Origin of the sequence: Chryseobacterium indoltheticum (genome assembly GCF_003815915.1) — a bacterium.
GTDB lineage: Bacteria > Bacteroidota > Bacteroidia > Flavobacteriales > Weeksellaceae > Chryseobacterium > Chryseobacterium indoltheticum.
In genome coordinates this window covers 2016029-2040378 of sequence record NZ_CP033929.1, presented here as the reverse complement: position 1 = coordinate 2040378, position 24350 = coordinate 2016029, and the positions used below count along the sequence as shown (strand labels likewise).

Annotated in this window: 17 protein-coding genes and 2 rRNA genes; 6 read left to right on the top strand and 13 right to left on the bottom strand. The window is 36.2% G+C overall.

Annotated features, from left to right (window positions below; genetic code table 11):
- Window positions 1-188: 188 nt before the first annotated feature.
- From EG358_RS09560 to EG358_RS09545, 4 genes are all read left to right on the top strand, one after another.
- The gene (locus tag EG358_RS09560; RefSeq protein WP_076559330.1) at window positions 189-1217 is read left to right on the top strand and encodes a methionine ABC transporter ATP-binding protein; all 1029 of its coding nucleotides are present in this window, start codon (window positions 189-191) and stop codon (window positions 1215-1217) included.
- Window positions 1210-1866: a methionine ABC transporter permease MetI gene (metI, locus tag EG358_RS09555; protein WP_076559332.1), complete on the top strand. Its 657-nt coding sequence runs from the start codon at window positions 1210-1212 to the stop codon at window positions 1864-1866. The genes EG358_RS09560 and metI overlap by 8 nt, the downstream gene beginning before the upstream one ends.
- Window positions 1867-2016: 150 nt before the next feature.
- Window positions 2017-2826, top strand: coding sequence for a methionine ABC transporter substrate-binding lipoprotein MetQ (gene metQ / locus EG358_RS09550; RefSeq protein ID WP_076559334.1), 810 nt, complete (start codon window positions 2017-2019; stop codon window positions 2824-2826).
- A gap of 350 nt (window positions 2827-3176) precedes the next feature.
- Entirely contained in the window at window positions 3177-5438 is a 2262-nt protein-coding gene (locus tag EG358_RS09545; protein WP_076559336.1) for a glycoside hydrolase family 3 C-terminal domain-containing protein, read from the top strand.
- A gap of 524 nt (window positions 5439-5962) precedes the next feature.
- On the opposite strand, the gene msrB is transcribed toward EG358_RS09545, so the two are convergent.
- The 4 genes from msrB to EG358_RS09525 all read right to left on the bottom strand — a co-directional run bounded on the left by msrB (window position 5963) and on the right by EG358_RS09525 (window position 8430).
- Window positions 5963-7051, bottom strand: coding sequence for a peptide-methionine (R)-S-oxide reductase MsrB (gene msrB, locus EG358_RS09540; protein WP_076559426.1), 1089 nt, complete (start codon window positions 7049-7051; stop codon window positions 5963-5965).
- Between the two features lie 10 nt (window positions 7052-7061).
- Window positions 7062-7514 carry a DUF417 family protein gene (locus EG358_RS09535; RefSeq protein WP_076559338.1) on the bottom strand — a complete coding sequence of 151 codons (453 nt, stop codon included), beginning with the start codon at window positions 7512-7514 and terminating at the stop codon, window positions 7062-7064.
- A gap of 79 nt (window positions 7515-7593) precedes the next feature.
- A complete protein-coding gene (locus EG358_RS09530; RefSeq protein WP_076559340.1) occupies window positions 7594-7866 on the bottom strand; it encodes a hypothetical protein in 273 nt (90 codons plus the stop codon).
- 9 nt (window positions 7867-7875) lie between these two features.
- On the bottom strand, window positions 7876-8430 hold the full coding sequence (locus EG358_RS09525; protein WP_076559342.1) for a sigma-70 family RNA polymerase sigma factor: 555 nt from the start codon (window positions 8428-8430) through the stop codon (window positions 7876-7878).
- 459 nt (window positions 8431-8889) lie between these two features.
- Between EG358_RS09525 and alaS the strand changes: the two genes are divergently transcribed.
- Window positions 8890-11751 (top strand): alanine--tRNA ligase, encoded by a 2862-nt coding sequence (gene alaS, locus EG358_RS19825; RefSeq protein WP_076559344.1) that lies wholly within the window; start codon window positions 8890-8892, stop codon window positions 11749-11751.
- Window positions 11752-12185: 434 nt separating this feature from the next.
- On the opposite strand, the gene EG358_RS09510 is transcribed toward alaS, so the two are convergent.
- The 6 genes from EG358_RS09510 to EG358_RS09485 all read right to left on the bottom strand — a co-directional run bounded on the left by EG358_RS09510 (window position 12186) and on the right by EG358_RS09485 (window position 17001).
- Entirely contained in the window at window positions 12186-12479 is a 294-nt protein-coding gene (locus EG358_RS09510) for a GIY-YIG nuclease family protein (protein ID WP_076559346.1), read from the bottom strand.
- A gap of 513 nt (window positions 12480-12992) precedes the next feature.
- Complete coding sequence (locus tag EG358_RS09505; RefSeq protein WP_076559348.1) at window positions 12993-13685, bottom strand: hypothetical protein; 693 nt, start codon at window positions 13683-13685, stop codon at window positions 12993-12995.
- Window positions 13686-13705: 20 nt separating this feature from the next.
- Entirely contained in the window at window positions 13706-13894 is a 189-nt protein-coding gene (locus EG358_RS09500) for a hypothetical protein (RefSeq protein ID WP_123890069.1), read from the bottom strand.
- Window positions 13895-14280: 386 nt separating this feature from the next.
- The gene (locus EG358_RS09495; RefSeq protein ID WP_076559350.1) at window positions 14281-14922 is read right to left on the bottom strand and encodes an MAE_28990/MAE_18760 family HEPN-like nuclease; all 642 of its coding nucleotides are present in this window, start codon (window positions 14920-14922) and stop codon (window positions 14281-14283) included.
- Window positions 14909-15952: a DUF262 domain-containing protein gene (locus tag EG358_RS09490; RefSeq protein ID WP_076559352.1), complete on the bottom strand. Its 1044-nt coding sequence runs from the start codon at window positions 15950-15952 to the stop codon at window positions 14909-14911. Before EG358_RS09490 ends, EG358_RS09495 begins: the two co-directional genes overlap by 14 nt.
- Window positions 15949-17001, bottom strand: a complete 1053-nt coding sequence (locus tag EG358_RS09485; protein ID WP_076559354.1) for a DNA cytosine methyltransferase — start codon at window positions 16999-17001, stop codon at window positions 15949-15951. The genes EG358_RS09490 and EG358_RS09485 overlap by 4 nt, the downstream gene beginning before the upstream one ends.
- Before the next feature lie 371 nt (window positions 17002-17372).
- On the opposite strand from EG358_RS09485, the gene EG358_RS09480 reads away from it, so the two are divergent.
- On the top strand, window positions 17373-19856 hold the full coding sequence (locus EG358_RS09480; RefSeq protein ID WP_076559374.1) for a DUF5686 family protein: 2484 nt from the start codon (window positions 17373-17375) through the stop codon (window positions 19854-19856).
- A gap of 254 nt (window positions 19857-20110) precedes the next feature.
- On the opposite strand, the gene EG358_RS09475 is transcribed toward EG358_RS09480, so the two are convergent.
- The 3 genes from EG358_RS09475 to EG358_RS09460 all read right to left on the bottom strand — a co-directional run bounded on the left by EG358_RS09475 (window position 20111) and on the right by EG358_RS09460 (window position 24165).
- Window positions 20111-20305: a bacteriocin-like protein gene (locus tag EG358_RS09475; protein WP_115596418.1), complete on the bottom strand. Its 195-nt coding sequence runs from the start codon at window positions 20303-20305 to the stop codon at window positions 20111-20113.
- An 829-nt stretch (window positions 20306-21134) separates the two neighbouring features.
- Window positions 21135-21242: ribosomal RNA gene (gene rrf, locus EG358_RS09465) — 5S ribosomal RNA — on the bottom strand.
- Window positions 21243-21403: 161 nt separating this feature from the next.
- Window positions 21404-24165, bottom strand: a 23S ribosomal RNA gene (locus EG358_RS09460).
- Window positions 24166-24350 lie beyond the last annotated feature (185 nt).

Sequence of the window (24350 nt, the reverse complement as noted above, 5' to 3'; positions counted from 1 at the left end):
GGAAATGAAAATGAAATCAAAATTCACCTACAATTTTATGTCGAAGATGAGCATCATCCATATGATGATGTATTGCTGTATGCCTTTTTGTGGGAATTTTAGTGGCTGACCTTACTTTTATTATAACATATTTTTAAAGGCTTTACCACGTTGTAGAGCCTTTTTTTATTAAAAATTACAGAAAAAAAATGATAGAAATAAAGAATATTTCAAAAACATTTCATCAGAAAAAACAAGCTTTTAAAGCTTTAAATAATATTAATTTAAGTATTGAAAAAGGTGATATTGTCGGAATTATTGGTTTTTCAGGCGCCGGAAAAAGTACTTTAATCCGAACCGTTAATTTATTGGAAAGACCAGATGAAGGACATATCATAATCAATGGAAAAGATTTCACACAACTAAATTCCAAACAGTTAGCCCATGAAAGAAAAAAAATAGGAATGATTTTTCAGCATTTCAATCTTCTTTCATCAAGAACGGTTTTTGAAAACATCGCACTTCCATTGGAATTGGATTCTGACAATAAAGATAAAATCAGAGAAAAAGTAAATGAACTTTTACAAATCGTAGGACTTGAAGATAAAGCTCATGATTACCCTAAAAGTCTTTCAGGCGGGCAAAAACAAAGGGTTGCCATTGCAAGAGCCTTAGCGAATGATCCCTATCTCCTACTTTGTGATGAAGCGACAAGCGCACTGGATCCTGCAACGACCCAATCTATTTTACAGTTGCTTAGAGACATCAACCATCGTCTGGGAATAACAATTTTATTGATTACCCACGAAATGGAAGTCATTAAAGCAATCTGCAACCACGTTGCCGTCATCGATAAAGGACAATTAGTATCAAAAGGAACTTTGAGTGAAATTATTTCCAACAAAGAAAATCCTATCATCAAACAATTTTTAAATTCAGGTGTTATGACTATACCGCAAGAACTCAATAAAAAACTACAGAAAGAACCACAAGACGGTTTGTTCCCGTTGGTTGAAATCGAACTGAACGAAAGTATCAGCGTAGAAAAATTACTTTCTGTCATCTACGATCAATATAAAATTCCATATAAACTTCTGAAAGCTGATGTAGAATATTTGGGAGATTCCAATTTCGGGAAACTGCTGCTGCAGTTACAGGGAGAAGCTGATGAAAACCAGAAAGCAATCTATTATTTTAATCAGAATAACATTCAAAATACAGTAAAAGGATATGCTTAGTGATACGGTAATTTCGCTTCTGGGAAAAGGAATTTGGGAGACAGTTTACATGACGTTTGTTTCAGGGTTTTTTGGTTTTGTTTTGGGTCTTCCTGTTGGAATTCTGCTTTTTATTACTAAAAAAGGACAGCTTTTAGAAAACACCATTTACAACAGAATTCTGTCGGTTTTGGTTAATATTTTCAGATCGATTCCTTTCATTATTTTGATTGTCTGGATGATTCCTTTCACGAGATCTTTGGTAGGAACTTCCATCGGAATGAATGCGGCATTAGTTCCTTTAAGCATTGGAGCAGCCCCATTTATTGCAAGATTGGTTGAAAACAGTCTTTTGGAAATTCCGAATGGGTTGATTGAAACTGCAAGAGCATTAGGTGCAACTCCGTTTCAAATCATTAAAAAAGTTTTGTTACCGGAAGCTTTGCCATCGCTTATCAATAATGCAACGATAACTTTAATAACTCTTGTCGGATATTCCGCAATGGGTGGAGCTGTCGGAGCCGGTGGATTGGGACAAATTGGTTATCAGTACGGATATATCGGTTACGATGCGTTGATTATGAATCTCGTTCTGGGTTTGTTGGTCGCTTTGGTATTTATCATCCAGTTTTCAGGTGACAGATTGGCGAAGAGATTTGATTATAGGTGAGTTAGAGTGTTTGAGAGTTTTAGCGTTATTGAGAGTGAAAAGTCGATTGACAAAATTTTAATCATACAATCTACAATCTTACGATATTACTTAACGAACATCCAACTTCCATCATCCAACACCCAACTTTTTTAAAAAAAATAATTTACAATGAAAAAAATAAAAATCTTAGGATTAGCAGCAGGTTTGTTGTTATTCGGAGCGTGTAATTCGCCCAAAAAAGATGATCCAAACTTCATCAGAGTAGGAATTACTTCCGGACCTGAGCAGCAGATTGCCGAAACCGCCAAAAAAGTAGCTAAAGAAAAATATAATCTGGAAGTAGAGCTTGTTTCTTTCAACGATTATGTGGTCCCTAACGAGGCTTTAAATAATGGCGACATTGATGCGAATGCCTTTCAGCATGTTCCTTATCTGAACGAACAGTCGAAACAGCGCGGTTACAAACTGGCAGTAATTGGAAATACTTTCGTTTATCCGATTGTAGCCTATTCAAAAAAAATAAAAAATATTAATGAACTTCAAAATGGAAGTACGATTGTAATTCCTAATGATCCAACCAACGGCGGTCGTTCTCTCCTACTTTTACAAAAAAACGGTTTATTAAAGTTAAAAGAAAACATCGGTTTGCTACCCAAAGTAACCGACATTGCTGAAAATCCAAAACAGCTTAAAATTCTTGAAATAGAAGCTCCGCAATTACCAAGAGTCTTGGATGATAAAGAAGTGGTAATTGCTATTATCAACAATAATTTTGCTGCTCAAGCCGGATTGGATGCCGATAAAAATGGTATTTTCAAAGAAGATAAAGATTCTCCTTACATGAATGTTGTCGTTTCAAGAGATGACAATAAAAATACAGATAAAGTGAAAAATTTCCTGAAAGCCTATCAGTCGAAAGAAGTTGAAGATAAAGCCAAAGAAATCTTTAAAGGCGGTGCTGTGAAAGGTTGGGATTAGTTGATAGTTGATAGTTGATAGTTGATAGCAAAATTAAAAATCCTCTACTCATAAAGAAAAATTCTATTATTATATGCGATACCGCTTCGGGAACTTTTCCTCCGGAGCGGTATTTTTATTTTGAAGCATCCTGAAATTTAAATGAAATTAACTGTATAAATCATAGAATGAATTAAATATTCTAATGGTTCAAATTTCAAAAACAAATTCAAACTTCCTTCATTAACCCAATTATTCTACCGATTTATATACTATAGTTAAAAATAACCATTTCTCAAAAAACACATTTTCTCAATTTGAGATAATAAATATTTTTCCTATTTTTGTGAACAATCAATAAAAAGTTTTTTATGTTGAAGAAAACTGTACTTCTAAGTTTGTTTACGATAATATCTGCCTCTGCAATGGCTCAAAACAATACAAAACCTGTTTATTTAGACGAATCTAAACCTGTTGAACAGCGCATTCAGGACGCACTTTCCAGAATGACACTGGAAGAAAAAATAGCAATGCTTCACGCACAGTCAAAGTTCAGTTCTCCCGGTGTTCCAAGATTGGGAATTCCTGAATTCTGGACAACCGACGGTCCACACGGAGTTCGCCCCGAAGTAATGTGGGACGAATGGGATCAGGCTGGCTGGACAAATGACTCTATTATCGCCTACCCTGCCTTAACCGCTTTATCAGCAACATGGAACAAGAAGATGTCTTGGAACTACGGTAAAGCATTAGGTGAAGAAGCTAGATACAGAAAAAAAGACATCCTTTTAGGACCCGGAGTAAATATTTACAGAACTCCTTTAAACGGAAGAAACTTTGAATACATGGGTGAAGATCCATACTTAACTTCTAAAATGGTAGTTCCCTATATTCAAGGAGTACAATCTAACGGAGTGGCAACTTCTGTAAAACATTTTGCATTAAACAATCAGGAAATGTTCCGTCATACAAGCAATGTGATTGTTGATGACAGAACGTTATATGAAATTTATCTTCCTCCTTTCAAGGCTGCAGTAACTGAAGGAGATTCGTGGACTATTATGGGTGCTTACGATATGTACAAAAATCAGTATGCAAGCCAAAATCAATATCTTTTAAATGATATTCTTAAAGGAGAATGGAAATATAAAGGGGTTGTTGTTTCAGACTGGGGCGCAGTAAACAATACCGAACAGGCTATTCATAACGGATTAGATGTAGAATTCGGAAGCTGGACCAATGGCCTTTCTGCCGGAACAAGAAATGCATACGACAATTATTATTTAGCAAAACCATATTTAGACCTTATTAAATCAGGGAAAGTAGGAACTGAAGAGCTTGATGACAAAGTAACAAGACTTTTGCGTTTAGCGTATAAAACTACGATGAACACCAAAAAACCTTTTGGAAACATCGCTTCTGAAGAGCATAAAGCGGTAGCAAAAGAGATCGGTGAAGAAGGAATTGTTTTGTTGAAAAACCAAAATAACGTACTTCCAATCGACATCAACAAAGCAAAGAAAATTGCGGTAATTGGTGAGAATGCGATCAAAGTAATGACAGTTGGTGGAGGTTCTTCTTCATTAAAAGTAAAATATGAAACATTACCTTTAGACGGAATTAAAGCTAAGTTCGGTAAAAATTCAGACGTACAATATGCAAGAGGTTATGTAGGAGATATCGGTGGAGAATACAACGGTGTGAAATCTGGTCAGGATCTGAAAGATACACGTTCTCCGGAAGAATTATTGAACGAAGCTGTTGAGTTGGCAAAAAAATCTGATTATGTTATTTTCGTAGGTGGATTAAACAAAGCTGATTTCCAAGATAGTGAAGGAAACGACAGAAAAAGTTACGGACTTCCGTACAACCAAGATAATGTGATCTCAGCTTTAGCAAAAGCTAACAAGAACTTTACCGTTGTTTTGATTACAGGAAATGCAGTAGCAATGCCGTGGATTAAAGACGTTCCATCTATAGTTCAGGGTTGGTATTTGGGTTCTGAAGCAGGAAATTCTATTGCTTCTATTTTGGCAGGTGATGCCAATCCTTCAGGAAAATTACCATTTACATTCCCGGTAAAACTGGAAGATAATTCGGCTCACACAATGGGTGAATATCCGGGAAATAAAGAAGAATTGGCTGCCGGAAAAGGTAAAGATCAGAAAAATCCGATCAATATTACATACAACGAAGGAATATTTGTTGGTTATCGTTGGCATGACACCAAAAAAATAAAGCCTTTATTCAGCTTCGGCCATGGTTTAAGCTACACTACTTTCGAGTTTGGAAAAGCTAAAGCCGACAAAACAAGCATGAATCAGGATGATAAAATTACCTTTACGGTTACTGTAAAAAATACAGGTAAAAAAGCTGGTGCAGAAGTAGCTCAGTTATATATTACCGATGTTAAATCATCTGTTGAACGCCCTGCAAAAGAGTTGAAAGGCTTTGAAAAAGTATTCTTAAATCCTGGAGAACAGAAAGAAGTAACATTCACGATCGATAAAACTGCTTTAAGCTATTTCGATGCTCAAAAGCACGACTGGGTTGCAGAACCTGGAGATTTTGAAGCGCAAATCGGAAATTCTTCTGATGCAATTAAAACAAAAGTAAAATTTACTTTAAAGTAATTAGCGAAAAACAACACGTTTTATTTTAATATTATTAATAAAGAATCTGCATTGTCATAATGCAGATTTTTTTATTGTTTTTTAACTTTTTGAACTCGCCAAATTGTTTTTAGTAGCTATTTCCCGCTATCCACTCATACTCCTCATTCGCCCAACTCTCCTACACCAAAACCCTCAAGCTTTCCCAATCCTATTGCGGGGTAACCGTTTCTATCGGGGCTAATAAACTCAGTCATAATTTTCACTGAAGAACAAAACTAAGAAATATTTGATCATTTTTAATAATATGTAAAATTTATTTTTTGCTTTCTATATAAAATCTTATCAAAAGTTTATGTCTTAATAGATAAAAATATAGATGTCCAAAAAGCTCTGTAGGAACAACCTGTCAATAAATTATCAGACCGATCCTCGGAGCTTTTCGTAATAAATAGCTTTTATTTTTCAATATTAAAATTTCTTCAAAAAAAAACGTAACAGATAAAAATCTGTTACGTTTCAAGATCGGAAAATCTTTCTTTTAATTACTTTTTATTAAGAAGAGAAATATAATCTCCATATCCTTTTTCTTTCATTTCAGCTTTTGGAACAAACTTCAATGATGCAGAATTGATACAATATCTCAGTCCGCCTTTGTCTTTCGGTCCGTCATCAAAAACGTGTCCCAAATGAGCGTCTCCGGTTTTACTTCTTACTTCTGTTCTTGCCATTCCGATTGAATTATCGGTTTTTTCGTCGATAACATTTTTAGAAATAGGTTTCGAGAAACTTGGCCATCCACAACCCGATTCAAATTTATCGGTTGAGATAAATAATGGTTCTCCCGTTGTAATATCTACATAAATTCCTTCACGAAATTCTTTGTCATATTCATTGGTGTGAGGTCTTTCTGTAGCATTTTCCTGCGTAACTGCATATTGTTCTGCAGTTAGTTTTTTCTTTAAAACTTCCTTATCCTGTTTTTGATATTTAGCTTTTGGAAGTGGGTTTGCATTTCTTGCAATTTCAAATAATCCCGGCTCAATGTGGCAATAACCTCCCGGATTTTTATCTAAATAATCCTGATGATAATTTTCGGCACTGTAGAAGTTTTTCAACGGAATCGTTTCTACAACCAAAGGTTTGTTATAATTTTTCGCTAGTTTTTGAACTTCTTCTTTAATAACCGCTTCTGTTTCTTTGTCCGTAGAATAAATCCCGGTTCTGTACTGATCACCTCTGTCATTTCCCTGCTTGTTTAAGCTTGTAGGGTCAATTGTTTTAAAATATAAGTCAATCAAAAGCTTAAGATCAACCTGCTCCGGATCGTATTTTACTTTCACGGCTTCGGCAAAACCTGTTGTATGACTTACAACTTCCTCATAAGTAGGATTTTTTTTATTTCCGTTGGCATACCCAACTTCAGTTCCTACCACTCCTCTGATTTGTTGAAAAAAATGTTCCGTTCCCCAAAAACATCCGCCTGCAAAATAAACTTCTTTTACATTTTTAGCATTCATAATGGTCTCATTTCCTTTTTTAATTGATGAAGATTGTTGTTTTCCTTCTCCACAACTTGTTGCAAAGACTGCAATTCCCAGAATCATTCCGAGAAATGTTAATATATTTTTCATTTTTGTTTTATTATATGTTTTCATTTTTTCCATTTAAAAGCATTAAACCAAATCCTAAAAGCATCATATCCTTAAGAATAAAAAAGTCTGTAACAGGAACGCCGTCAACAATATGCCAAACATTCGGTGTTGTAAAGAGATAACTCAGTGTCACCAAAAAAGTAACCACCATTCCGATACCTGCAAACTTTTTTAGATATGCAAATTTCACGCTAAAGATCAGTAAAAAGGCAATGATAATTTCTATGACACCGATTATATTAGAAACCGCTTGGGCGCTCATAATATCATATACGAAAAACGTAAGAAAATGGTTTTCTACCAAAGGTTTTATGGCAGCAGCTTCCGTGGGTGTAAATTTGAAAGCCCCGATCCAAAGTAAAATAATTGCAGCTCCGAAAAGCGAAATGTAATAACCGATTTTGTACGTTGGTAAACCTTTGTTTTGTGATGTTTGTTGCATTGTTCTTAGATTTTGTATTAATATTTATTATTTTCAAAACTATAGTCGCAACAATTACAAAATCCTGACAGGCTATTTACTAAAAATCTAATTTCCTAAATACTTTATCTTTAAAACTCTGAATTTCAGCAGTATTGATATCAACTTCTTCTTCTTCAAACCATTTCTTTTTCAAGATGGAATCTAAAATCTCTACTTTTTTCTGATAAGCTTTGCACCATTTACAAATCTTTACATGCATAGAAAGCTGCCAGTTTTCTTTTGGCGAAATGCTTTTTGCATTACGCTTTTCCATCAGTAAAGTAGCTTTACTGCACGGTAAAAAGAAAATATGAATTATTTTTTTTAACATTTTTATTCCTTATGATTTTGAAAACCAATTAATTTCCAGGCATTCCCGCAGCTGCATTCTGGTGCGTTGTAAAATCTTCCAAAGATTAGTCGTAGAGATATCCAATTCCTGACTCACTTCAGGTGCTTTTTTTTCTTCGAGGTAATACATTTTCATTGGGATCTTCCATCGTGAAGGAAGATCTTCAATACAGTCTTCCAAGCTTTTATTAAAATCCTGATTGTCCAGAAGTTCAGATTCCTGGTTAGAAACGTTCCAATCATTCAACACCGAATCGTTTTTCCAGGATCCGGTTTCATCAAAAAAGTGATCGAGTTTTATATATGGTTCAGACCTGTATTTTTTACGGTAAAAATCGGCAACTTTATTATTGAGAATCGTGTTGAGCCAGGTGAGGGGCTTGCTTTTTCCTTCAAAAGAATCGTAAGACGAAAAGGCAGCAATAAAAACCTCCTGAACGATATCCTCTGCTTCCACTTTATCCGAAAGCAAATAAATTGCTCTTCTCAACAACGATTCAGAGTATTGTTCTATCCAGTTTTTTAAGGTCTCGTTTTTCGTCATTTTTTTGTTTGTCTCTTTTCAGATACTAACGAAGGTAATAAGTTAAACTCAGAAGTGCAAAGTTTTTATTAATCCTTTTTTCTGTTCAAAAAATCAGTCTAGAACCTCATAGGTTTTAAAAACCTATGAGGTTTGTTTTTTCAGCAACAGGCTTAGCCCCGAGTGGAGCATTTGTTTGAGCTCATTTTGTATGTTTTGACGGCGGCTTTGCCACCGCCAAAACATACAAAATAGCGAGTGCGGAAAGCGGGAAATAGCTCCTAAAAAGAAAGGAAGTTGTAAACTGGATGGTGGAAGATTACAAGATTGAGAATAATAGATATCTCTTTCGTCGAAATGACAAACTCAAATACTATTTTACAAATAAATTAAAACACAAAACTATATTTTTCTATTGCTTTAAAAACATTAAATTTGCATCTTATCAAAAATTTGTAAAAAGCAAAGCAATATATAATTATGACATCACAAGAGATCCGTCAGAAATTTTTAGATTATTTTAAAAGCAAAGACCACCTTATCGTTCCTTCGGCGCCCATCGTGTTGAAAGACGATCCTACTTTAATGTTTTCCAACTCCGGAATGACGCAGTTCAAAGATTATTTTTTAGGATACAAAGATCCTAAAGCACCGAGAATTGCCGATACACAAAAGTGTCTGAGAGTTTCAGGGAAGCATAACGATTTGGATGATGTGGGCCGTGATACCTATCATCACACCATGTTTGAGATGCTGGGAAACTGGTCTTTTGGTGATTATTTTAAGAAAGATGCTATTGCTTTTGCCTGGGAATTGTTGACGGAAGTTTACGGAATTCCAAAAGAAAACCTTTACGTAACTATTTTTGAAGGTGACGCTTCTGAAAATCTTGAAAGAGATCAGGATGCTTACAATTTCTGGAAATCTTACATTTCTGAAGACCGAATTATCAACGGAAATAAAAAAGATAATTTCTGGGAAATGGGTGAAAGCGGACCTTGCGGACCATGTTCGGAAATTCATATTGACTTGAGGACTCCTGAAGAAAAAGCTAAAGTTTCAGGACTTGAATTGGTGAACAACGACCATCCTCAAGTGGTAGAAGTCTGGAATCTGGTTTTCATGGAATTCAACAGAAAAGCTGACGGAAGCTTAGAAAAACTACCGAAGCAACACGTTGATACAGGAATGGGCTTCGAACGTCTTTGTATGGCACTTCAAGGGAAATCTTCCAACTACGATACAGACGTTTTTACGCCTTTGATTGCTAAGGTTGAAGAGGTTTCTGGTAAAAAATATACCGGAATTTTAGAAAACGAAAAAGATATTGCAATTCGTGTTGTGGTAGACCACATCAGAGCGGTTTCGTTTGCAATTGCAGACGGACAGTTGCCTTCCAACGGAGGAGCAGGTTACGTAATTAGAAGAATTTTGAGAAGAGGAATTTCTTATTCTTACAGATTCTTAGATATGAAAGAACCTTTCCTTTATAAATTGGTTGCCGTTCTTCAAAATCAAATGGGAGCATTCTTCCCGGAACTGGAAAAGCAAGGAAAATTGGTTTCTGAAGTGATTAAAAGTGAAGAAGAATCTTTCTTAAAAACCATTGAAACAGGATTAATAAGAGTTGATAAATTAATTGAGACAACACTTAATTCGAATAAGGAAATTAAAAATGTCATTAGTTCGATTAATCAAAACATCCCAGCTTATGATGTATTAAAAAAAATTCAAGAAAACCTTAATGTTTTAAAGGTCAATCAACCATTTCTAGATGGGTTCAAAAAAATTCAAGAAAATATTGAAAGTTTAAATCAACCAATTCAAGAGTCATTCAAAAAAATCCAAGAAAATATTAATTTGGCAAATCAGCCAATTCGAGAAGCCTTTAAAAAAATTCAAGAAAATCTAGACTCAGTTAAAATAAAATTACCAAATACTGAAGTTTTTGAACTATACGATACTTATGGTTTCCCGGATGATTTAACAAGAATTATTGCGGAAGAAAAAGGTTTGACCATCGATGAACAAGGTTTTGAAGCTGAAATGCAAAAACAAAAGCAACGTTCTAAAAAAGATTCTGCTTCTAAAGTATATGACTGGGTTGTTTTAGAAGAAAAACCTGAAACTTTTGTAGGTTACGACCAAATTGAAGCTGAAACCTACATTACAAGATATAGAAAAGTAGAAAATAAAGACGGTGAGTTTTATCAGGTTGTATTGAGCAACTCCCCTTTCTATCCTGAAGGTGGTGGACAAATCGGTGATAAAGGAGTTCTTGAAAATGCTGTTGAAAGTTTTGAAGTTCTTGAAACTAAAAAGGAAAATGGATTGATTATTTCTCTAATCAACGGGCTTCCGAAAGATGCAGGTGCTGTTTTTTACGCTAAAGTAAATGCAGCAGAAAGAAAAAATTCTCAGGCAAACCACTCGGTAACGCATTTGTTACACGAAGCTTTGAGAGACGTTTTAGGAACTCACGTTGAGCAAAAAGGTTCTTACGTTGGTCCTGATTATCTGCGTTTCGACTTCTCACATTTCAGTAAAATGACGGAGGAAGAATTGGCTTTAATTGAAGAAAAAGTCAATGCAAAGATCAAAGAAAATATAGCTCTGCAAGAGTTTAGAAATATTCCGATCAAAGAAGCGATTGACAAAGGTGCAATGGCTTTATTTGGTGAAAAATATGGTGACAGCGTAAGAATGATTCAGTTTGGAAGTTCAAAAGAACTTTGCGGTGGAACTCACGTAAAAAACACCAGCGAAATCGGACATTTTAAAATTAATTCTGAAAGCTCTGTGGCAGCAGGAATCAGAAGAATTGAAGCAATCTCAGGAGACAAATCCGAGGAATATTTCAAAGGTTTAGAAAAGCAGGTTGTTGAGCTTTCTCAATTGCTAAAATCTAAAGATGTTGTACGTTCTATCGAGAAATTAATTGAAGAAAATGCAGCGTTGAAGTCTGAAGTTGACGCTTTGAAAAAGGAAAAAGCAAAAGGTGAAATCGGTGACTGGAAAGGTGCTTATGAGCAAAAAGGCGATAAATTACTTTTAGTGAAGAAAACTTCTCTGGACGCAGGTTCTGTAAAAGATATCGTCTTCCAGTTAAAGAAAGAAATCCCAACTTCTATAACGATTATCCTGTCCGACGCAGACGGAAAACCAATGATTACCGTTGGCGTTTCTGATGACTTAGCAGGAATTTATCAGGCTGGAGCACTTATTAAAGAGTTAGCTAAAGAAATCCAAGGCGGCGGCGGCGGAAACCCAGGTTTCGCTACAGCCGGAGGAAAAAATCTTGATGGCTTGGAAAATGCTTATCAGAAAGCTTTGAATATTTAAATTACTAATAAATATTAAATATTACCTTTTTTACGGTTTTTATACAAACAATCCCTTTCAAAAACTGAAAGGGATTGTTTGTATTTTACAACGTCAATCGTACGTCGTCACTTCGAGTAGAATTTTGAAAAAATTCGTATCGAGAAGTTTTTGATTCACAGACAAAATTTGTGCTTCTGTTCACTGGTTCTCGATACATTTTTCTGCGCTGCGCTACGAAAAACACTCGAACTGACGAAACCGTTTTCGTATCGTGTAAACAAGTCGCCACTTCGAGTAGGTTTTGCAAAAAATCGTATCGAGAAGTTTTTGATTGGAGAACAAAATTTGTGCTTCAGTTCACTGGTTCTCGATACATTTTTTCTACGCTTCGCTACGAAAAACACTCGAACTGACGGAGCGACTGACGTGGGCAAATTGATAAGATCAATCAATTACCTCCCAAAATTCTTTTTCGCAAGATTCGGCAGGTCTTCATATCGTCCTTCAATTAATGCTAATTTCTTTGCCTGAGACCATTTCTTAATCTTTTTCTCAAAAATAATTGCTTGCTCAATATCCATAAACTGACAAAAATAGACTAGCTGTAACGGTCGTCTTGAGAACGTGTAAGAGCCAAAATATTTACCGTCCTGATGTTCGTCAAAACGTTTGTACACATTTTCTGTGACACCGGTGTAATAGGTTTTATCGGAACAAAGTAATATGTAGACGAATGATGTTTGCATGATTAATCGTATTAAAAAGTTTTGATTCAACGAACGTCACTTCGAGTAGAATTTTGCAAAAAATCGTATCGAGAAGTTTTTGATTCACAGACAGAATTTGTGCTTCCATTCACTGGTTCTCGATACATTTTTCTACGCTGCACTACGAAAAACACTCGAACTGACGAAACCGTTTTCGTATCGTGTAAACAAGACGTCACTTCGAGTGATTTTTGTGAAAAAATCGTATCGAGAAGTTTTTGATTCACAGAAAGAATTTGTGCTTCCATTCACTGGTTCTCGATACATTTTTCTGCGCTGCGCTACGAAAAACACTCGAACTGACGGAGCTTGACTTACGTTTAATGTCTGCTAATCGTCACTTCGAGTAGGTTTTTGCAAAAAAACCATATCGAGAAGTTTTTGATTCACAGACAAAATTTGTGCTTCGGTTCACTGGTTCTCGATACATTTTTCTACGCTGCGCTAAGAAAAACACTCGAACTGACGAGGGGGACTGACGAGATACATTTTTTATACAGGATTTACAGGTGGTACCTCCGGAAGTCCACTTGGGGTGTCATAGATGATGTAGTCGTTGTATTTGGCTTCGTTGGTTTCGTAGAAAATATCCTGACCGATGCCTGCATATTTTGTGGACAGTTGGTAGAGTTTATTAAGAGCTTCTACTCGACTCTCGGTGGCAACATCCCGGTCGGATATCCCTTGAGCCTGTGCGTCAATAGCAATATCCAGAGCTTCACGTTGGGTAATCAGGGCATTAATTTTCTCTGAGGTAAGACCTTCGTCAGCAAGTTGGGGAAGATATTTTTCTGCCGTCACGCTCATCATTTTTGCAATGCGTACCACCTCGGCATCGCTGAGCTGACTGATTCCTGCATTGCCGAATTCCTTGTATTTGGCACTGTAGAGTCCGAAAACATGTTCTGCCATCTTAAAAATACTGCGCATCGATTTTTCCAGGGCATTTCTGGCGGCGTCTTTTTGTTCGGTGAGATTTATTTTGACGGCTTCCAGCTGTTCATCGCTTGGGAAACTATCTACCGTGTTTCGTGCTGTCGTCAGTTCGGTCTTTTTTGCGGTGTTATAGCCACGATCTGTAAATTCGGTGATGTCTCTGTCGATCAAAGCGATCAGTTCATCTGCTTTTTGTTTCAGTACAGCGTCTGCCAGTTTGAAAGTGCGTACTACCTGTTCTTTTTTCATAATAAAGTAATTTTTTGTGTTTAAAAATGGGTTTGAAGTCTATTGTATCCTGTCTGTTGAATCACCTTACTTTTCGGAAACGCCCGTAAAGTATTGAAATATAACAAATTGTACTTGATTGCTTCTTCGGAGTGGTTGATCGCCTCTTCGGAGTGATTGATCGCCTCTTCGGAATGGTTGATTGCCTTTACGGAGCAGTTAAACGCCATTACGAAGTGGTTGATTGCTTCAACGGAATGCCTGATTGCCCTTTCTAACTGGTTGAAGCACTCTTCATAATGCCTGAACGAACCAACGGAACGGTTTACCGTTTTTTGAGATGAGCAATGGGTTGAAAAGTATTGAGTTGGATATTGAAACCGGAAGTGCCGGAAGCCTGCGCATGAACTGCGGGGTTAATTCTTACTATCATCATTTTGTTTTTTGTTGTTCTAAAAACAAATATAAAAATATTTTTGATTAGTATAGGATTGGAATTTTATTTTTTTTAATGGGAAAACCTCGCGGGTGGGCGAGGTTTTTATATTGGAAGATTTTTTTTTATAATGGAAGCACGAGCGAGACGCTCACGCTAGCGGGGAATTATTTCAAATACCTAGTTACCATTAATAAATTTCTTTTCATTAAGATAAATTTCTATTTCTTGGGTAATGAAAATTAAATAATTTATTGTTTGATTCGTTATTTTTTCAAGGTCTTGTGTTGTATAGTTTTTACCTATTTCAGCAAATGAAAATGTACCATGAGCCAAATCATTTCTTTTTTGTTTTATTGTTGATAATGTTTCACCATGTGCCGTATCTCTATAATTACTATTTCTAATATTAAAACCATATATGACAGAAAGTTCATTTATAACTTCTTTATCAATGTTTCCTTTCGATATCTTTTCCTTCTTAAACGAAAGTTTTATAATATCTTTCGTAATTAATGTGCATGATTTTACGAATTCTTCAGGGCTCATATTTGTTTTTAAATCTTTTAATATTTGGATTTTGATTTCATTTTTTAAACAATCAAAATTTGCGTCGGCATTATGATAAATATTACGTCTTATGGCATCAATTGAATTTGAGACAACTGATTCTACAAAATTGTACAGCATTAGTAAAAGATTTGCTTTGAGAATTTTAAAAACAGTTCTGTCAAAATTATCTTCATCAATAGATTGCAAATAGTTTAGATAGCTAACTATCTCCGTGGATCTACTTGTTACTATTTCTTTAGTTACCTGCATTTCCTAAAAGATTATTTTTAACGAATTCTATTCTTCCAACAACATAAGCTTTACTATTTGCCCCATCTGATGTAGTTAGTCTTTTAAACTCGTCTGATTCTAGCCAATTTATAACATCGCTTGGAATTAATTTTGGATTTTCTTTTAAAGCTAAAGTAACCCCTACAGAAATTGCTTCAAACCTAACTCTCGGAGTTGAATTGTGAGACGCTGCTTTTTTGAAGCCGTAAGGAAAATAAGCATCCACGAAATCCAGCATTGTAGTAAATTCATCTTTCATCGCAATTATATCAAGTTCATCATTGTTCTTTTCTTTAATATAATCATCTAAAAACACGTCAACTCTATGCACAAAACGTTGATATTTCTCACCATATGCAAAATATCTTAAAACAAGTTCCTCAGATTCTCCCCGATTTTTTCTTTTTTGCGAAATAGGGCATAAGTCATGAAATAAAGACATTTTAGCGCACTCAATTAATAAATTATAGAAATCGCCACCTTCATAAATTCCTTTTCTTATTTCCATATCAGTTAAATCATATGGATCAGTATTTATTCTTCTAAAAATATCTTTTTTTACTTCAAAATCTGCTTTTTCTGTCAACTCAATAGATCGCAAAGTTTTTCTCAAAAATCTTCTTTGTCTACTTTCAAATAAATCTTCAAACTTAAATCCGTTGAATTTATCTAATTTCTCTAATCCCCTAAGAGTTAGTTTGTTTTCATAAAATGAAACAAGTGTTCTGATCCTTTGAGAACCATCAACAATCTCTAATTTTCCATCAGTATTATCATCAGCAAAGAATATGTAAGGTATAGGTAAGTCAAGCAAAATTGACTCAATAAATCTAGATTGTTTTTCTTCATTCCAAACAAATTCTCGTTGATATGGAGGTATTTTGTATTCCTCAGCTTGATACTTTTGAACTATATGTTCAACTACAAATTCTCTAGTATCATAATCAACTTGTGCTTTTTCACCTAATAATTGTTCTTCTGAATCTAATTTTTCTTTCTCTGTTTTCATATTGATAAGTGTTTTTTTATACTTTGTGCGATGATTTCACCCAGCCTAACTGGTACTGCGTTCCCTATTTGCTTCGCAATTAAGACAGTGGAAAAATCTTTGTTTTTATTAAAAAAAGTATATTTTTTTGGGAAAGTCTGAAGTATAGAAGCTTCTCTAAGAGAAATTCCTCTATCTTGTTCTGGATGACCAAACCTACCATTTCCATAACCAACGCAATGAGTAGTCATCGTAGGAGATGGTTCATCCCATTTCATTCTGCCATATACACTTGAATAAGATTTACCAGATTCTTTTTTATGACATTCTAATTTTAAATCTTCAGGCCAATCTATCCAACTGCCTCCATATGGTGTATTCTTAATTCTTATCTTATTAGTTGGAGATAGTTTTCTAGCAAAATGTAATTTATCATCAGGATGAAATTCTCCATCTTCAATTGGTGGTAATTTACCAATGGCATCTTTAACTGTAACAAAATTATCTTTGTTATGGGTTTTAGGAATTAAATCTATATTTCCTAATTTCGAAGCAATTAATACAAGTCTTTTCCTTTTTTGTGGAATTCCATATTCGGGACAATTAACTATTTCAAAGTGAGTAAAATAACCTTCATTCTTTAATGTTTCAATAAAATCATTAAAAACTGGCGCTTTTTTAAAATTTATTAATTGTGATACGTTTTCCATAGAAACAATATCCGGTTTGGTTTCTAATATCAATCTTTGAAATTCATACAATAATTTCCATTTCTCATTATCTTTCTTATCTGGATCCTTAAAAGTATAAGATGAAAAGGGTTGACAAGGAGCACAACCTACCAAAACTTTAATTTTAGAAGTTCCAAATAACTCATTTAGTTCCGAAGATGATAGTTCAGTAACACTTTTAGAAATGAATTTTGATTTATTATTTTTTTCGAAAGCATATCTACAAGATTCATCAATGTCAATACCAGCAACAACATTAAAGCCCTCTCTTAAAAATCCATGAGCAAGCCCCCCAATTCCACAAAATAAATCTACAACTGCAATATCTTTGATTTCCATTTAACTAAAATTTAGTTAGATTAATTAACTCGCTAAGATACAAATTGATTATTTCAAATTATTATTATTAATAAACTATTTCCTTTATACATGATGTCTATCCTCTATATCAACTCTTAAGCTATATCTTTCAAATAATTTTTACTCAATATGAAGAAGGTTAAATAGTAGAAATCAAATTTACTTTTCAAAAAGCCTTAAAATCTATTAAATAAAATTCCATTTATCCTCACCGTGAGAATTGAAAAACCCAACAATTAACTATCAATAAAGCAAATACAGCAGATTAAATTTTTAACAAAAGATTATATTTTCTGTTATGGTTTTGTAACCTTCTTATCAATAGTTTTGTCTTATTAATAAAAAACTCAATGACAAAAAATTTATCTCCGTTATTTTTATTTTTTACCGTACTTTATTTCGGACAGACTTCACTGAAAGTTTTCAGTAAAACCGATAAAAAACCAATTCGTGAAGCAGCCGTTTATTGTGATGACAATCTTTTGGGTAAAACCAATTTTGACGGCGTTTTATCTTTTAAAACAAAATGTAAGAAAGTAGAAATTCTGGCGAGCAACTTTGAAGATGTCACCGTTGATGTAAAAAAATCTATGGAAGTGGCTATGCAGCCGCTGTCTGAGAAACAGAGCAATATTGATAAAGTGGTAATCACCGATAAAAGTGATCCGAAAGCTTTGAGGATTTTAGATGAAGTCAATAAGAGGGAAAAAGAAAACTCACCAAAGTCATTAGATACCTACAATTTTAAATCGTATTCCAAATTCTCGATTGATGTCGATAAAGATTCAATTGGTACTTTTAAAAATTTCCTGGCTTCGAGAAAAGATTCTCTTTCAAAAGTCGATAAAAAAGAATTTAAACAAAAAGAAAGCGAAAAGAAAGATTCTCTAATTGGCGAAGATCTGCTCGACGCTACTCAGGAAAGTCAAATGTTCCTTTGGGAAAAAGCGGCGGAGTACAAATATTCCCAGAAGTTCGGGGAGAAAACCAATATCATCGACAACAGAATGTCGGGTTTTAAAAATCCTATTTATGAAGCTTTAGCAATTAATATATCCAATTTAAACAGAACTCCAAGGCAATTACGACCGGAAAACAGAAAGCTTTTTAATTTTTATCTGTCAGATACTTTACAGTTAGACGGCAGGAAAACTTACGTTATTAAGTTTAAGGAAATCACCGACAAGAAAAAGCAAAATCCGAGAAAATTTAACGGCAAGATTTATATTGATTCTGAAACGTATGCCTTGAAAAAGTTTGAAAGTGCCAGTAAAAAAAGAAACGAAGGCGATATTGTCTCGGTCTGGAAACCGATTGACGGAAAATGGTTTCTGGATTATGAAGACATTAAACTGAAAATGGGCGACCAGACGTTTAATATTTCAAAAAAAGACAGCGTAAAAACTGACACACTGAAGAAAGGCGAAAAACTGAGCGACCGACAGAAATACAACCGAAGAACATTTGGAAATTATCTGTATGTAAAAAACCGTTTTTTTGATTTCCAGTTGAATGAAACGCAGAAAGCCTCAGAATTCAAAGGCTATTCTCTCGAAATGAAAAACTCTGACGGAAGTCTGCTTCAGCAATACAGAACCGACAGTTTGACCGCAAGAGAAAGCGCAACCTATACGAAGATTGACAGCTTTGTAGAGAAACATGACTTTGAAAAAAAGCTAACTTTTTTAACCCAATTAATGCGGGGAAATCTTCGTTATAAAATGATGGATTTTGACCTGACTAAATTTTTCAGCTACGATAAATATCAAGGTGTTCGATTAGGAGCCGGTGTAAAACTGAACGAAAAATTCAGCAAAACTTTTTCTCCGGACGGATATTTCGGCTATGGTTTTAAAGATCACACCTGGAAATACGGACTTGGTCTAGACATGAAATTGTCTGATAAAAGAACCTCTGTTTTCCGTATTGATTATGTAGATGATGTCTTTGCTGCAGGAAGATTCAGCAATACTATGTGGGATATGATGATGAAAGTGAATGATCTTAATCTGGATCTACACAATACCAATTTTTATAAGAATCAAAAATGGGGAGCATCGTATTTGTATGATATTTCGAACTCCTTGAGTATGAAAATTGCCGTGAATAAAGAGAAACAAGAAGCTCTTTTTGATTATCAATACAAAAATTTAGGAAATCGTTTTGATAATGTGAGTACAACATTATCATTAAAATTCTCACCAAACGATAAAAATATCATGACGCCAAGCGGAAAATATACGTATGAGAAAGGATTTCCGCAAGTGTATGTAAATTTTGAAAAAGGAGTTGATGCATTAGGCGGAGATCTGGATTATTACAGAGCTGATGCATTGATTATTCACCAGTTCAGATCAAAACTGGGAATTACCAATCTTAAACTTTTTGGAGGAATTTCATCAGGAACAGCTCCGATCTGGAAAAACTTTGAAATTGCGGGTCAGAATGACAGAAATCCGGATCATTGGTATTCTAATATCAATACTCCAAACAATTTAGCATTTGCCACAATGCCCTCGGGAACTTTCTTTGCCGATAAGTTTATAGCATTTAAATTCTCGCAATATTTACCGTTTAGATTTAAAACTTTTGGTTCAAGATATTCAAACATCGAGCTTGAATATCAATCAGCTATTGGAGATTTCAAAAACAGAGGCGACCATCAGTTTGATTTCCAAGTGCTCGATCATTATTATCAGGAAGTCGGCTTTATCTGGAACCGATTTTTAGGTAGAGGTTTTGGCGTAGGTTTCTCTTATAGATTAGGACATTATCAAACTTCGCAATTCAAAGATAACTTTGGAATTAAACTAAGGTTCAATCTTTTAAATTAATAAATTTGTTACAAATAAAGTAAAAAATAGTAGACCGTCATACACTTTAAAAGTGTATGGCGGTTTTTTTTTTAAGTATTTTAATTTGATGAAATATAGCCCTACATTAAAGCTATCCTAAACATAAAAATATCATCTACAGCTTGTAGATGATATTTGACTTTACAACAACTATAATTAATAACTGTATCTATATTAAATTATAATAAAACAAGTTTATTTATTAAGTTGTAAAATATCTTTTGATTTACGTCTTAGCTATGAAATTCTTTACAAGTCTTTTCATCAATTCCAAGTTTAAGACAACATTGATACCTTGTCATACAAATTCCATTTGGCCAGCCTGGAGGATAACACATTCCGAATGCAGGATCGTCAGGACATGTCGGGCCACCGCCCCCGTTAAGTGATTTTAGATCTTCTCTAGAGATTTTGATTAAATTTTTCATATTTTGATTTGAATGGTTCCTACTCTATTAATGCTTTTCGGATTCCGCTTGACTAAAATAGTAATTTTCAATATATGATGAAATATAATTTAGAATTTTATCTCGAAATAACTGATTATAAATATAAAATTTTTAATTAATGATACTTTAAAACCATTTTAAAATAAATACTTTTTTTAGGAGCTTTATCCGGCTTCCTCACACCTTGCTTTGCCAAAGCTAAAACCTTCGAATTTCCCACTCTGTTGCGCGTTAACCGCTTCTATTCTGGCTAGGGTTAGTTGTATCCTAAAGTAATATTTGTCCCTTAATTACAATTAAATGCTTCAAATTCACCTTTTTTAGATTCAATAGTACGATTATTTGAAATGTAAGCTCAAAAATCAAGATTTTAAGTAAGATTTACACTCAAGATAAAAGGTAAAAACCTAACAAACACTCCTTCGGAGTGCAACCTTTGGAGAACATTACAGCATCATTTTCATAAGCTCCGGAGGAGCGAAACAACCAACAACCAACAACCAACAACCAACAACCAACAACCAACAACCAACAACCAACAACCAACAACCAACAACCAACAACCAACAACCAACAACCAACAACCAACAACCAACAACCAACAACCAACAACCAACAACTATCACTTATCACTTATCACTTATCACTTATCACTTATCACTTATCACTTATCACTTATCACTTATCACTTATCACTTATCAAAATTACACATTGTCTATTGCTCATTACTCATTACTTATTTCTCATCATTTAGGTTTAGCCCAAAAAAAAGTCTCATACAAATGAATGTATGAGACTTTTAAAAAAAACTGGCGGCGACCTACTCTCCCGCTTTCGCAGTACCATCGGCGCTGGTGGGCTTAACTTCTGTGTTCGGAATGGGAACAGGTGAGCCCCACCGCTAAAACCACCCTAAAGGTTGTATATAAGGTTTAGGTTGCAGATTATAGGCTTTAGGTAATAGCTTTAAACTGCTACCTGCTACCTTGTATCTATCATCCGATACCTGATTTTAATCGATAAGAATATTCACAAAGAGAGAACCTTTAATTGCGCAATTAAGCAGTTGCCAATTAGGCTATAAATCTACGGGTAATTAGTACTACTCGGCTATGCTGTTACCAACTTTACACCTATAGCCTATCAACGTTGTCATCTCCAACGACCCTTAAAAGATGTCTCATCTTGAGGCGAGTTTCGCACTTATATGCTTTCAGTGCTTATCTCTTCCAAACGTAGCTACTCAGCGGTGCTCCTGGCGGAACAACTGATACACCAGAGGTTTGTTCAAATCGGTCCTCTCGTACTAGATTCAAGCCCTCTCAAACATCTAACGCCCGCAATAGATAGAGACCGAACTGTCTCACGACGTTCTGAACCCAGCTCGCGTGCCACTTTAATGGGCGAACAGCCCAACCCTTGGGACCTTCTCCAGCCCCAGGATGTGACGAGCCGACATCGAGGTGCCGAACCTCCCCGTCGATGTGAGCTCTTGGGGGAGACTAGCCTGTTATCCCCGGAGTACCTTTTATCCTATGAGCGATGGCCCTTCCATACGGAACCACCGGATCACTATGTCCTGCTTTCGCACCTGATCGACTTGTAGGTCTCACAGTCAAGCACCCTTATGCCATTACACTCTACGCACGGTTACCAAGCGTGCTGAGGGTACCTTTGAAAGCCTCCGTTACTCTTTTGGAGGCGACCACCCCAGTCAAACTACCCACCACGCAGTGTCCTTCTAAAAGAAGTTAGGCTCCAAGTAAGTAAAGGGTGGTATTTCAACGTTGACTCCACAAACACTAGCGTGCCTGCTTCAAAGTCTCCCACCTATCCTACACATTACTTACTCAAAGTCAATACGAAGTTATAGTAAAGGTTCACAGGGTCTTTTCGTCCCATTGCGGGTACTCGGCATCTTCACCGAGACTACAATTTCACAGAGCTCATGGTTGAGACAGTGCCCAGATCGTTACACCATTCGTGCAGGTCGGAACTTACCCGACAAGGAATTTCGCTACCTTAGGACCGTTATAGTTACGGCCGCCGTTTACTGGGGCTTCAGTCAAACGCTTCGCATTGCTGCTAACGCCCTTCCTTAACCTTCCAGCACCGGGCAGGTGTCAGACCCTATACAGCATCTTTCGATTTAGCAGAGTCCTGTGTTTTTGATAAACAGTCGCCTGGGCCTCTTCACTGCGGCCAGCATTGCTGCTGGCGTCTCTTCTTCCGAAGTTACGAGACTATTTTGCCTAGTTCCTTAACCATGATTCACTCTAGCACCTTAGGATTCTCTCCTCGACTACCTGTGTCGGTTTATGGTACGGGTTGCTTCACTTCGGCTTTTCTTGGAAGCACTTTCCCTGCAGCAGCTTCGCCCGAAGGCTAGGCCTTGACTATTCCGTCAGTCTCCAGCAGGTACGGCACTCCGTCCCCTTTTTAGTGTGAGCAAGTATGGGAATATTAACCCATTGTCCATCCACTACCCCTTTCGGGTTCGCGTTAGGTCCCGACTAACCCTCAGCTGATTAGCATGGCTGAGGAAACCTTAGTCTTTCGGTGAGCGGGTTTCTCGCCCGCTTTATCGTTACTTATGCCTACATTTTCTTTTCTGTACGCTCCACAATATCTCACGATACTGCTTCTGTGCAAACAGAATGCTCCCCTACCAGATACAACCCAACGGTTGTAAATCCATAGCTTCGGTACTCTATTTATGCCCGATTATTATCCATGCCGGACCGCTCGACTAGTGAGCTGTTACGCACTCTTTAAATGAATGGCTGCTTCCAAGCCAACATCCTAGCTGTCAATGCAGTCCAACCGCGTTGCTTCAACTTAATAGAGATTTGGGGACCTTAGCTGTTGGTCTGGGTTCTTTCCCTCTCGGACACGGACCTTAGCACCCGCGCCCTCACTGCCGTGGAACATTTATTAGCATTCGGAGTTTGTCAGGAATTGGTAGGATTTGACTCCCCCGCATCCAATCAGTAGCTCTACCTCTAATAAACTTATACACGACGCTGCACCTAAATGCATTTCGGGGAGTACGAGCTATCTCCCAGTTTGATTGGCCTTTCACCCCTACCCACAGGTCATCCGAAGACTTTTCAACGTCAACCGGTTCGGTCCTCCACTTTGTGTTACCAAAGCTTCAACCTGCCCATGGGTAGATCACAAGGTTTCGCGTCTAATACTACTAACTAAGCGCCCTATTCAGACTCGCTTTCGCTCCGGCTCCGGACCTGAAGTCCTTAACCTCGCTAGTAACATTAACTCGTAGGCTCATTATGCAAAAGGCACGCCGTCACCCAACTTGTGGGCTCCGACCGCTTGTAGGCGTACGGTTTCAGGTTCTATTTCACCCTTCTATTCGAAGTGCTTTTCACCTTTCCTTCACAGTACTTGTTCACTATCGGTCTTTCAGGAGTATTTAGCCTTGGAGGATGGTCCCCCCATATTCAGACAGGATTTCACGTGTCCCGCCCTACTCATTTATCATCTAAATATACCTTTCAAATACGGGGCTATCACCCTCTACGGCTGTTCTTTCCAGAACATTCTTTTAAATATATAAAGACTTTTGGGCTAATCCGCGTTCGCTCGCCACTACTTACGGAATCTCTTCGATTTCTTTTCCTCCGGGTACTTAGATGTTTCAGTTCTCCGGGTTTGCTCTCCTTGCGGAGTGACTGGTCTTCAACCAGACGGGTTGCCCCATTCGGACATCTCGGGATCAATTCGTGTGTGCCAATCCCCCGAGCTTTTCGCAGCTTACCACGTCCTTCTTCGCCTCTGAAAGCCTAGGCATCCGCCATACGCCCTTAACGATTTCTTTCCTAATTATTAATTAGTTCAGTATTTTTGCTTAACATTGCTGTTAAATTATTTTGTAAACTCAAACGCTTAATTGCGCTCGGTTTTCTCTTTGTGATATTTTTACCGTTAATGTCAATGATCTTAATGTCTTTCTGCTTGTCTGATAAATGAATATTTGTTTTGGCTCTATCCATCGTACTTTTA